General features: G+C 31.7%; 7 protein-coding genes. All 7 read right to left on the reverse strand.

The features are described from left to right. Positions 1 to 25 precede the first annotated feature (25 nt). On the reverse strand, positions 26 to 1,909 hold the full coding sequence (locus ACT53I_RS04575; RefSeq protein ID WP_476078641.1) for an Ig-like domain-containing protein: 1,884 nt from the start codon (positions 1,907 to 1,909) through the stop codon (positions 26 to 28). A 10-nt stretch (positions 1,910 to 1,919) separates the two neighbouring features. Next, complete coding sequence (locus ACT53I_RS04580) at positions 1,920 to 5,048, reverse strand: glycoside hydrolase family 2 TIM barrel-domain containing protein (protein ID WP_476078644.1); 3,129 nt, start codon at positions 5,046 to 5,048, stop codon at positions 1,920 to 1,922. A gap of 850 nt (positions 5,049 to 5,898) precedes the next feature. Continuing rightward, positions 5,899 to 6,699 carry a helix-turn-helix domain-containing protein gene (locus ACT53I_RS04585; protein WP_476078646.1) on the reverse strand — a complete coding sequence of 267 codons (801 nt, stop codon included), beginning with the start codon at positions 6,697 to 6,699 and terminating at the stop codon, positions 5,899 to 5,901. 141 nt (positions 6,700 to 6,840) lie between these two features. Then, the gene (locus ACT53I_RS04590; protein WP_476078648.1) at positions 6,841 to 7,569 is read right to left on the reverse strand and encodes a helix-turn-helix domain-containing protein; all 729 of its coding nucleotides are present in this window, start codon (positions 7,567 to 7,569) and stop codon (positions 6,841 to 6,843) included. 1,225 nt (positions 7,570 to 8,794) lie between these two features. After that, positions 8,795 to 9,592: a helix-turn-helix domain-containing protein gene (locus tag ACT53I_RS04595; protein WP_476078650.1), complete on the reverse strand. Its 798-nt coding sequence runs from the start codon at positions 9,590 to 9,592 to the stop codon at positions 8,795 to 8,797. A gap of 434 nt (positions 9,593 to 10,026) precedes the next feature. Next, positions 10,027 to 11,412 (reverse strand): tRNA uridine-5-carboxymethylaminomethyl(34) synthesis GTPase MnmE, encoded by a 1,386-nt coding sequence (gene mnmE / locus ACT53I_RS04600; protein ID WP_476078652.1) that lies wholly within the window; start codon positions 11,410 to 11,412, stop codon positions 10,027 to 10,029. A 76-nt stretch (positions 11,413 to 11,488) separates the two neighbouring features. Further along, the gene (locus ACT53I_RS04605; protein ID WP_476078655.1) at positions 11,489 to 12,598 is read right to left on the reverse strand and encodes an acyltransferase family protein; all 1,110 of its coding nucleotides are present in this window, start codon (positions 12,596 to 12,598) and stop codon (positions 11,489 to 11,491) included. Positions 12,599 to 12,825: the final 227 nt, after the last annotated feature.

Raw genomic sequence — 12,825 nt, forward strand, 5'->3', positions numbered from 1 at the left:
TTTAATTTAAAAATTAGGAATCATTTTAATTGTGGAAATAAATATTGTCAAAGAAAATATCTCCGTTTCCATCTACTTTAAACTGAATAAGATTATTAAGCGCTACAGGTGAAAAGGCTGACAATGGAATATCAATGCTTTTCCAACCATTATTGTTAGTTCCCATTCCTGTTGGAACTGACAGAAAATACGCTTTTTCTACAGGTCCTGGACTGATTAAATAAAAATTAAGGGCAGTAGAATTTGATGAGTAATAATCAATGTGTAAATATCCATAAGTAGAGACATTCAGATTACTACCAAACTGCGTTCCTTGATAGTTGAGTCCTGCATATTTTAGAGTATTATTGCTAGATATAGATACTTGGGAAACTTGGGTAGCTTGTCCCCAATTCGGATTAAAATTAGTGCCTGCTACATTGGTATAAGCATCACTAAAGATAGACAATACACCAGAAGCGGCATGAGTAGGTGTTGGAGCAGCTACAGTAGGCGTTGCAGGAATAATGCTTCCGTCATTGTAAAAATAAATATTATCTGCATAGAATCCAGAAATATTCGTTCCTACAAAAATTACTTGACCAATATGCGCTTTAGAAGTAAGTCCAGCAAAAGCAGTTAGTGGAATATTAAGACTCACCCATTTTTGTCCTTGTAAAGTAGGAGCTGTAATAGTTGTTTCGCCGGTTTTGTCATCGTTTCCTCCATAAATTCCATTGGCACCGAAATCTAAAACTTGTATTTTAAAATTAGCTCCAGCTGGCATTGCATTGGGCAAATAAATATCTAAATGAAGATGAGACATAGAGGTTGCATTCACCGGTGGTGAACTCATTTGAATGCCTACAAAGTTGAAATTAGTATAATTTAATACATGGTCACCTTCTACTTCAAAATCTGAAGAGAGAGTTGTTTGATATGGTGCCCAATAACCATTATAATAATCTACAGGAACATTAGAATATTTGTCACTAAACAAAGAAATAACTTTAGAAGCATCTTGGGTTGGAGTTGGAGCATGAGTATAGGCACCACTAGAATTGATGATAAGACTTCCTTTGGCAACATTATTTCCCAAAGAAGCGGTAATAGTAGAACTTCCTGCTGCTATGGTATTCACATTACCTACTCCATCTACAGTGGCTACACTAGGATTAGAGCTAGTAAAATTGAAATAATAAGGCGTAAGGTTAACTGCTTGTGTAGTTCCATTAGGCATACTAAACTGAGCAGTTAAACCATCTAATACATTTTTTACGCCTACAAATGAAGTCACCGTTTTGTTTTCTCCATTTAAAACTGCTGCAGATTGATAAGAAATAGTTCCTATTTTTTCAAACTTTACTTCGTCAATCCAAAAAGTGTAACCTTTATTGTTTTCTGGTCCTTCGGAATAGAAGAACATTCCTCTTTCCATTTTTAGTTTCGCAGCATCTGGAATAGGAATAATAACTTTCTTCCAATTCGTGTTCACGGCAACTCCAGAAAGCGAAACTTGATATTTATTTTCGCCTAAATCATTACCAAAACCTAAAACGTCTATATTAGCAGATTGAGTGGCTTTAACCCAAAATGTTAAGGCATTGTAATCGGATAAATCTCTTCCTACAGAAGTGAAAAAAGTTCCACCAGCATAAGCTCCTTCTGGACTTCCATAATCAGGAACAGCAATTTTCATAGAGGTAGTCCCAGAATATTTTACTTGAGTATCTACATCAAAAGCTTTTACATCTGAACCACCAAATGCGGCATAGTTAAGTCCTGCACTAAAAGTGTCTAAGAAAACATCTGGATTTTTAGAATAACTAGCAGGTTCTAGGTCATTGAGATCTCTTTGACAGCCCAATGTAAGGAGCAAAGAAATTCCTAAAAATGGTTTAATGAATGTATGTGTAAATATATTTTTCATTTTGATAAAATTATTTGCCTATGTTGATTTGAATATACGTTCTGATTTCCCACTCGTTTCCATTCGGGAAGCCTATTGCAGTAGGATCTGCTACCCAATTTCCAGCGGCATCTATGGTATAAGTAGGTGCATATCTAGGAGAATATTGGTCTAAAGTTCTATAAGTTCCACGAACCCCAATTCTAGTTCCCGGCAAAATCCACCATTCTGGTTTTCCGATTTCAAAAGATAAATCACCGATTAATTGCATTGGGAAAGTTAAGTTGTAATCTCTATGATAATCGTAAGGTCCCCAATCATTGAATTTAATAGCAGAAATAAATTTCACTTTTTTGTAAATCGTTCTTAGGTCTAGTCCTACTCTTTCTACAGTTCTAGTATCACTACCATTGGCTTGAGCAGTTCCTCCATAAATATTGGCAATAATTCCAAAATCATTATTTAGTTTAGAAACGATTCTCGTGTTTACTTCCCAAAGGTCTTTTGCTGGAGCAGCACCAGGGAAAGCAAAAGTGGTTCTGCCGTCTGGTAAAATTCCGATAGCAGCGTCTTGTGTAGTTGGTAAATGTCTGTAAACAAATCCTGCACTGATGGCAAATTTGGCATCTTCGGTTTTATCACTGTCCCAACTGTACATCCAAGTGGCTGGTGTAGGATCATACGTGAATAAAATTTCTCCTGCAGTTTGTTCTCTGTTGGCTCTTACTACAAATGGATCTTCTAAAATATTTCTAGGTCTTCCTGGAGCTGGAGCGCCAAAAGGAACGGGTCCTTCGATAGGTTTTTGCCATAAGAAATTAGGCGCAATCTGTAAATTTCCTATATTGAAAGTAAAACCAGTCAAGAAATTATATTGGTTACCACTTCCACTGTCTTTTAATCTCCAACCGGTGAACGTTTGAGTATTATCTGCTCCACCATTAGCAACCAATCCCATTGCTGCACCTTGTGCATACCAATTAAATCTTCCGCCTGCATAAGTAAATTTTACTTTTCCTCCCCAATTGTCTTGGCCGTTAATTTGGTCTTGATAAACGTTTCCATCTCTGTAAATTTGGAAGGTTCTACCGTTTAAAGGTTGACCAGCCCAAATTCCACCTAAATCAATGCCCAATTTTCCAAATTTTCTTTGAACGGCAAGCGTTGCTCTTCTCGTTTGTGGTTGTGGAATGGCAAATGAACTCTGTGTAGTTCCTCTTTGGTCCAAATCTTCATGGAAAACTCCCGTTAAATCAAATTTTCCTACTTTTCTGGAATATTTAACCAAAACGGCTGGGTTTGCGCCCCACCATAATTCTGGACCGAAAGCGATTTTTAATCCATTGATGGCTTTTTTACCTGCAAATTCAAATCCGAAAGGTGCTTCACCGTTATAAATATCAATATTAGGTCCGTAATTGGCTTCTGGATACAATCCAAAAATATCACCTTCATAACCCCAATGATAATGTCCTGTTCTGTAGAATCCGTCTAAGTCAAACCATTTATGATTCCAATGATAACTCGCACTGTAAATTTGTACGCGGTTCAGATCTTTCATTTGAGTAGTTGTACCATCTGCATTTAGAACTTCTACGCTTCTACCTCTGTTTTCATAAAAGATTTGGTCAATAGGATTTTCGGCTACATTTCCTAAAATATTTACATTCACATTGGTTCTCATATTAGAAGTAGGATTCGCTTCTACACCAATGTAATACGATTGAGTATGGTCAAATCCTTGTTGAGTTGGGTAAGAATTATACCCATCTGTTTTATCTTTTGGAGTGGTGATAAGACTACCACCTGTATTATACGTGTTAAAATCTGCTCTTAAATTGCTTATTTTCAGCTTATCACTGCTTTCTGCTTTTAAGGCTGCTTGGTCACCTCTAGCTCTAAGTTGCGCATCTGCAATATTAATTTGGTTAAAATGGTTTTTAACGGTGTTAGAATTCACCAATGATGAGCTGTCATAAGGATTAAATTGATGAGCTTGTTTCAAAGCGTAATATGCAGAACGTGGAAATTCTTGATACAATCCATTAGCATCTGGAGTTCCTTTTGCACTGATACCAAACCATTCTTCGTTCATATTATTCTCGCCTTTTGCATAATCTTTTATGTAACCACCGTTACTCCAAGAAGCATTAGCATCATGAACTTCTAAATTTTCATTTTGTTTGTATTTCCACCATCCATCACTGAACTGAAAAGTAAAACCGCCAATACTGTTACCAGCTTTTCCCATTCCTGCTGCATTTTCATAAATTTCTTGCCAGTTTCCTAGTAAATAATAAGTTTGGGCATCTTGATCTTCTTTACCCGTAAGTTCATTGAAAGCATCGGCTCCAAATTCTGTAAATAGTAATGGTTTTCCGAATTCATTTTTAACACGTAAAAACGCATCTCCGAAAGAAACGCCTCTGTACATATTGGTTCCATAGATGTCTATATCTTTACATTCTTTAGCAATAATGTCTAGAAATAATAAATCACCATTACACATGGCTATAGGATGGTTTTGGTCTACTGATTTCATTTCTAGAGCAGCTTCGTTAAAGAGTTTATACATGGCTTCTGCTCTATGCGTAGATTTTCTTTCGGCTACAGGAATATTTTCTGTTTCTGCACCGTCCCAAAACAAACCATAATTATTCTCATTTCCTAAAAGATAAAGAAGCAATCCTGGTGTGTTTTTGTATTGTTGAGTAAGTTGTTTTACTTCTTTGAGGAGTAACGCTCTGGTAGCGGGATTGGCGTAATCTGTATTCGGAATCCAAGTTCCATTTACGGTAAGTCCATATCTGCCAAAAGAATGATTAAGCATCGTATAGATTCCGTAATTTTCATAAATGTAGGTAATCCATTTGGCTGGAATGCCAGTGTAAACTCTGATGGCATTTACACCCATGTTTTTGAGAAGTGACATTTGACTGTCGAGAGCTGTTTTAATGAAATCATCTTTTTGATTCCACAGTAAATAGTTATAGTTGGTTCCTATAGGATAATAATCCCAATTCATACCATTAATCATCAATGGTTTTCCGTCAACTAAAAGTTTTTGACCATCTGCTTGATTCTCAATTTTTACATTCGCACTTTGGGAATACAACAATTGAATCATCAAACAAATAAAAACTAATGCAATTTTTTTCATAGTAAATAGCTTATTTTACCTATAATCTGAATTGAAAATATTCTTCAATTTTTCTTCAGATAAAATTAAACTTTAAGTAAGATATAGTTAAAGTTTAGCTATATATACATTTGCTATACAAAACAAAAAATTCCATCAACTCTTTGATTATCAGTTAATAAAAATAAATAAGGTTGATATTTGTGCTTTGTTGAGATAAAGTTTCAGCCCATAAAAATATGGCTTCTGTTTGATGCATGAGTGATTTTTATAATCGTGAAAGACCGAAAAATCGTGTTAATGGATATAAAAATACAAATGGAACTTTAGAAGTTGAGTAAAAAAGGATGATAAAAAGAATATAGAGAATGAAAAAATACAATTTGATTTTTTCTTAGAATAAAAAAAAGCCCTGCCTCTAAGGCTAAAAACACAAATGAAAATAATTTAACAATGAGAGGCTGTAGAATAAGACTGGGTCCGTTTTATTAAAAATCGCTCTATACAAATGAAGGTATATTACTCTAATTATTAATGCTTACTCTACTGGGCTATTTGGTTGGTCTCCCTAAATTAAACAAACACAAACGATGAAAAAAAATTAATGTTGGGAGTATAGGTAAAAAATGAATTATTACTAAATTCTTTTTAAAGAACATCTGCTCTAAATAATTATTCTTACCTAATATTTTTAAAAAATTATTTTATTTTTTCTAAAAATGTTTTCTGATAGTTTTACAGTTGATGACCTTCGAACTATCTGAGAACAAATTTAGGACAAGAAAGTACGATGTAAAAGTAAAGGGTTAGTAGAATTCTGAAATCGGCATTTGTTTTTCGGAATTGTAGTGAAAAATTTTAGTAATTTTCCTTATTTATTGAGACTTTTGATATAATCTGAAGGCGTTTGCTTCATAATTTCAAAAAATGATTTGGTAAATGAAGCGGGAGAAGAATAGCCACATAAGTCAGAAAGATGACTGATTTTGTATTTAGAAAATTCATCTTGAGTTGACAATTTTTCTACAATATAATTAATCCTTAACTGATTGATATAATTGCTGAAATTTTCGGCTTTATTTTTTTTGATAACAATAGAAAGATACTTCACATTTGTATTGAGTTCAGTGGCTATTTTGCCAAGAGTAATATTCTTTTGTAGAAAAATAAGGTTACTTTCTAAATTTTCTAAACCATCTAAAATATATTTTTCTGTAGTATCATTAATGGTATCATTAGCCAAAGTCTTAGAGATAGCTTGTTCTTTTTTTTCTACAATAATCTGGTTGTATTCTGATAATAAACGAGGATTTCTATTTCTCTTTAAATTTTTAAATATACCCCAATATAAATAATAAACGAAAACGTAGATAATAATATTTAAATAAATACTATTCCTTTTGATATTGGTTTCTATTCTTTTAAAGTCCCTTTCATAATCATATTCCTCAGATATACTGACTTTTTGAGCGGTTTTTGTAAAGGTTTTAGGAGAACGTAATAATGATATTTTTCTTCCTACTATCCTAACTGGAAGAACAAGTAAGTACTGAGATTTTGTATAAAGGTTGTTTTCTGAATCAAACGAAAAATGATGACGAACTTCTTTACTGAAATGATGAAAGTTATTATTATGAAAGTAAGTATTCCAAGAACTATAATTTTCACTCATAAAAAAAGGGAAGATTAGAAAAATAATCTTTTTTAAAATAGAATGATATAGATAATTATTTAACATAATCTATTATTATGTGGCAAATATAATTTTTTAGAACTAAACTCACGTTATAACATTTTAACTTTTTTTTACATTCTAATCATGTGAAATATCTTTAATATATTCTGATGGCGTTTGTCTCATGATTTCAAAAAAATACCGGGTAAAAGCTGCAGGAGAAGAATACCCACATAAATCAGAGAGATAACTGATTTTGTATTTAGAGAATTCCTCATCATATTTGAGCTTATCTACAATATATTGAATTCTCAAGCCATTAAGGTATTGATTAAAGTTTTCTGCCTTATGTTTTTTGATGACAATAGATAAATACCTCACATTGGTATTGAGTTCTGTAGCCAATTTTCCTAGGGTGATGCTTTTTTGGAGAAAAGAATACTTGTTTTCAAATTTCTTTAAACCTTCTAAGATAAATTTCTCTGTAAACTCATTGATGGTTTCTGCATTTACATTTTGGTGAGTTGAAGCCTCTTTTTTATCTAAAATAGATTCATCTAAACTGCTTCTTGGTCTGTCTTTTTGAGACCTTCTGTTCTTTGCTAGAAAATCGAAATAGAGATAATATACAATCAAATAAATAAATACACTCAGAAATACATTATTTTTTCTAGAGTAAAACTCTATCTTTCTAATATGACTTTTTAAATCTTCTGCATCAATTTGATAATCTTTGTTTACAGCAGTAGAATCTTGTGAAGTTTGGAAGGAAATAAAATTTACGTAAGAATTTTGATGGATTTTTGAATCAATAAATGGGTGGTCAATATTACTATGATGGAGAGGTAAAATGAATAAAATAATCATTTTTTTTAATACCTCTAAAAAATAATAGCTTACCATAATATTTTGAAATTCTCTATCAAATTTAACTTTTAAATGTGTAAAAAAATCTATTTTTTACATTTATTTTTTAAATAATGATAAATATTATGTTGTTTTACAAAGACTTTGATAGAGATAACGGTTATTGTTTTAATTTATGTAAATTTTCAGACCAATATTTTTATAGGGTAACATGATCTATTTTGATGTACTCCTATTACTCTCCAGCCTTAAAAATAAGAACTGGAGAAGTAATTGTTATTTACGATTGTGAATTAAAAAAGTCCAAAGTCAAATATGAAGTTTAAAAGTTCGTAAATAACAGTAGGATATTATATAAAAAAACCTTAATCTAAAAATGTCCTCCCCCTAAAAACACAAACACAAATGATGAAAAATTATAATTTCTTTCATAGGGAGAGAGACTAAAGAGTTTAATAAAAAATAAAAAATAGTCTAATATTGAACTTCTACTCTATTTTATTAAACATTTATTTTATTAAATTTTAATAATTATCTGTTTCTTTCTCTCTTTAAGAAAATGATCATAATGATTAAAAATATGATAGAAATAATAAGAAAATATAAAGCAACATAAAAATCTTCCGATGCATTGTAGATTATAGAATTACTTGAATCTATATTGTCATTCATGAAAGGATCTGAAAAAATTTTACCAGAAAACATTATAAGAAATTATTAGTCTAAATTTAAATATCCATTTATTAAAAAAATTAAAAAGCCCACCTCTAAGCTATCATTATAAATAATAAACGAAGAGGTTTTTAGAGTAAGATTTAGTTTTAATTAAAGTTGTTTTCTCAATTATAAATTTTACTATTCTTGTTGTTATGACTTACTCCTATTGGGCTGTAGATAATACTCCCCATTGCATCCTAAAAACACAAATGATAAAAAAAAACAGAATTTGATGGTAGGGAGCTTGGGTAAAAAAAAATTATAAAATAAATCTAAAATTAAAGAACGTCTATTCTCTATAACCATAATTTTTACCCATCATTTTTACTTAATAGATTAGATTCAAGATTAAATTTCAAATCAATAGAATTAACTCTACTTTATCAATGTATTTAATCTTATTATTACTATAAATTTAGTGAATAAAAAAAACACAATCCAACGGAAGTAAAAGTAAAATTCTGAATAAGAATGTAATTTTTCAGAATTATAATAAATTTTAAGTGATTTATTTATTAAGCGATTTTATGAATTCAGAAGGAGTCTGTCCTGTAATCTCAATAAAAGACTTAGTAAATGCAGCTGGTGAAGAATAGCCACACAAATCTGAGAGGTAACTTATTTTATATTTTAAAAAATCTTCATTATGAGTTAATTTTTCTACGATATACTTAATTCTTAATTTATTAATGTATTGATTAAAATTTTCTGCTTTATGTTTTTTAATAACTATTGATAAATATTTTACGTTGGTATTTAATTCTGTTGCCAACTTACCCAATGTAATACTTTTCTGAAGATAGGCGTACTGGTCTTCAAACTTGGATAATCCGCTCAATATTATTTTTTCTGTACTTTCATTAATATATTCAATAGGAGTATTATTCTTGAAAGCTAATTTTTCTTTTTTCTTGATAATATATTGGGTTATAGGAATTAAAGATCTTCTGGTATATGACCTTTTAATTTTTTGGATGAAATTCCAATAAAAATAATAGATAAAAAAGTATAAGAGAATGTTTAAGTAAATGTTATTTCTTCTTGAGCTATTTTCTATGCTATTAAATTTATGACTCAATCTTTGCTCTAGACTACTTATCGTTCTCTCGTAAACATAATATTGTTCTTGTACTGATTTAAATAATAAAGGAGAATTTGTGATGAGGTTAAATTGATGCGGAATTAAAATATTTAATTTTTCTGGGGAAATATAGCTGTTTCCTATAGATTGTAAACTAATAAAATTAATAAAATCGTTTCTATCGATGCTCCAACTAGTTAAGATGTTTGATTCTCTAAAATTCATAAAATGTATTTCTAAAGAAAGCGTTGAAAAGGTCAGGAAAACGAAAACAAGTATTTTTTTCAGTAAACAAATTACACAGCAATTTAACATAATAATCCAAAATTATGCGGCAAATATAATTTTTTAGAGTTTTTTTTTATTTATACTTTGTTAATAGAAGCAGGATTTATGCTTATTTTTCTAATTTCCAGATATTTATAGATTTGTTAAATTCGGAATTTTACAATAATTTTAGTTTTTCTATACTGATAAAAAGGACAAATAACCTTCTTTTTCAAGAAAAAAAATTTGCAAAAAGAGATAAAAAGAGTCTTTCAATCTTTCAGTTGCAGATTTTGCAGATTTAAAATCCATAGTGATTAATTCTACTAAATCAAAACAAGTAAATTTTCACTCCATCACTTCATAACCTCGTCACCTCATAACTATATAACCTACTTCCCGATACAAAACTTACTGAAGATATTCCCCAATACTTCGTCATTGGTAAATTCTCCAGAGATTTCACCCAGATGTTCCAGAGCATTTCTGAGTTCATAGGCTAATAATTCAGTAGAAATTTGATGGGTAATGGCTTCTTTTACTTTATAAACCGCGTCAATAGATTTTTGAAGAGATTCGTAGTGTCTTTGGTTGGTAATCACCACGTTGCTTTCAGATTTTAGGTGTTCTACATAGGTAGAAAGTTCATCTTTTAAATCCTGAAGATGAATATTTTCCTTTGCCGAAATTTTCAACAACTCATGCGCAGGAATTTCAGATTGAAGGGTTTTGGCAATAGCTTCTGCTTTTTGCTCGGCCTGTTCTACTTCATCAATTTTGGTAAGACAAATAATGATTTTCAAATCTTCTCTTGCCAATTCTTGAAGCATGGCAAGGTCGTCTTTTAAATCGGTAGTCGCAACATCAATCAGATATACTAAAACATCAGCTTGAGCCACTTTTTCTTTGGCTTTTACGACGCCTATCGCTTCTATAGCATCTTCTGTTTCACGCAAACCTGCGGTATCAATGAGTCTAAAGGCATTTCCTTTGATGTGCAACACTTCTTCTATCGTATCACGCGTAGTTCCAGCAATATCAGAAACGATGGCTCTTTCTTCTTTTAAAAGGGCATTCAGTAAAGTAGATTTTCCAGCATTTGGTTTTCCGATGATGGCTACTGCAACTCCACTTTTAATGGCATTTCCGTATTGGAAACTGTCAATCAAAGATTTCAGTTTGGTTTCTATTTTTTGAAGCAGTTGTACCAAAGCAGTTCTATCTGCAAATTCCACATCTTCCTCAGCAAAATCCAATTCTAATTCAATGAGTGAAACAAAATTGAGCAAATCATTTCTCAAAACAGAAATCTCCTGAGAAATGCCACCTTTCAACTGTTGAAGAGCTACTTTTCTGGAAGCTTCATTCTCCGAAGCAATAAGGTCGGCAATAGATTCGGCTTGACTGAGGTCTATTCTACCGTTCATAAATGCACGCATGGTAAACTCCCCTGCTTTTGCCATTCTAGCTCCATTTTTAATCAAGACTTCTAAAATTCTTTTGCCAATATGTGGAGAACCATGGAAAGAAATTTCCACAGAATTTTCGGTGGTGAAAGATTTGGGAGCCAGAAAGATAGAAACCATTACTTCATCGATGACTTCATCTCCATCTTTAATGAAACCATAATGTACAGTATGAGATTTCTGTTGGGTAAGTGCTTTTCCGTCAAAGCATTTTTCACAGATTTCTATGGCTTGTTCTCCAGAAACTCTAATAATTCCTATCGCTCCAATTCCATTGGCAGTGGCGAGTGCACAAATAGTGTCTTGATTCATGCCACAAAGGTAGTAAAACTTAAAATGCTTTCAAAAAAAGCCTAAAAAGCTTCTTTCTATCTATTAAAAAGACATTTTAAATCTTAATATAAATTTTCTTTCGGTCTAGAATATAACCTACACTCCAACACAAAAGCATGTACACAAAAGAGAATAAAAACGCCCCAAAATAAGCTCCAAAAGGGGTAAATAAGTTCTCATAAATCCAAGTATAAGAAACTTGTCCTGCTATAGGAATTCTCCACATGAGCGGAACGATGAGCTCGGAAAGCAAATAAATCGCCAAGGTATTTTTGCCAAAGACTTCAAAGAAATAAACGCCTTTTTTCTGTTGAAGAAAATCAGTGTAATAAATAATCAAAGGCAAAATAGAAATCGACAAACCGATGGTGAGCAATACGTAAGAACTCGTCCATAGTTTTTTGTTTATAGCGAAGCCATAATTCCAAAGAAAACCACCTGCAATCAATATAAACCCAACCAAAAGCAATTGGGCAATACCTTCATAACTTCTGCCTTTTTCTTGAATAAATTTACCCGCGAAATAACCTGCAAATACATTTACCAAACCTGGGAAAGTGCTCAAAAATCCTTCTGGGTCAAAGGCAAAACCTTCGCCATGATAGAGATGACTTTCGCCAAACAATTGTAAATCCAAGTCCAGAACAGGATTGTGTTGCATATCATAAGGTCCATATCCTATAAAAATAAACCAATACGCCAACAAAATAAAGGCACTGAGATACAAAGAAAACTTTGGTTTGAAATAATACAAGACCAAAGAAGCCATACCATAGCATAGTGCAATTCTCTGCAATACCCCTAGAAATCGAGTCTCTACAAAAGGAAAACTTTTGAGATTAAAATCTGCATCTACATTGTAAAACGGAAACCAATACATGAGATACCCTAATAAAAAGATAATAAATGTTCTTTTGAAAATCTTCGTCAAGACTTGTTGTTGAGCCATTTTTTTCCACTTATCCATTACAAAACTCATAGAGTTTCCTACGGCAAAAAGAAAGGCCGGGAAAACCAAATCTGTAGGCGTAAAACCATTCCACTGCGCATGAAGCAATGGCGCAAAAGTAGTTCCCCAGTTCCCTGAAGTATTCACGATAATCATAAAACACACCGTCATCCCACGGAAGACATCTAAGGCTAAAGAACGATTACTCAACTGCATAATTTTATTTTTTTATATAGGTTTTAGGTATTTTTGGTGATTAGTAATTTGTAATTGGTATTTAGTATTTCATATCTCATACTTCATACTTCATACTTCATATTTCATATTTAGTTTGAGGTAATTGGTATTTAGTATTTAGTATTTAGTATTTAGTAATTGGTATTAGGTAAGAATGATTAGTTTTTTACAATTTCACAACTTTACAACTTTACGTTTTTACAACT

Source organism: Cloacibacterium sp. DMC96, assembly GCF_056313765.1.

Excerpts from the sequence above, each read along its gene's own strand:
- ACT53I_RS04575 (WP_476078641.1), bottom strand. The coding sequence starts at position 1,909 with ATGAAAAATATATTTACACATACATTCATTAAACCATTTTTAGGAATT.
- ACT53I_RS04580 (WP_476078644.1), bottom strand. The coding sequence starts at position 5,048 with ATGAAAAAAATTGCATTAGTTTTTATTTGTTTGATGATTCAATTGTTG.
- ACT53I_RS04585 (WP_476078646.1), bottom strand. The coding sequence starts at position 6,699 with ATGAGTGAAAATTATAGTTCTTGGAATACTTACTTTCATAATAATAAC.
- ACT53I_RS04590 (WP_476078648.1), bottom strand. The coding sequence starts at position 7,569 with ATGATTATTTTATTCATTTTACCTCTCCATCATAGTAATATTGACCAC.
- ACT53I_RS04595 (WP_476078650.1), bottom strand. The coding sequence starts at position 9,592 with ATGAATTTTAGAGAATCAAACATCTTAACTAGTTGGAGCATCGATAGA.
- mnmE (WP_476078652.1), bottom strand. The coding sequence starts at position 11,412 with ATGAATCAAGACACTATTTGTGCACTCGCCACTGCCAATGGAATTGGA.
- ACT53I_RS04605 (WP_476078655.1), bottom strand. The coding sequence starts at position 12,598 with ATGCAGTTGAGTAATCGTTCTTTAGCCTTAGATGTCTTCCGTGGGATG.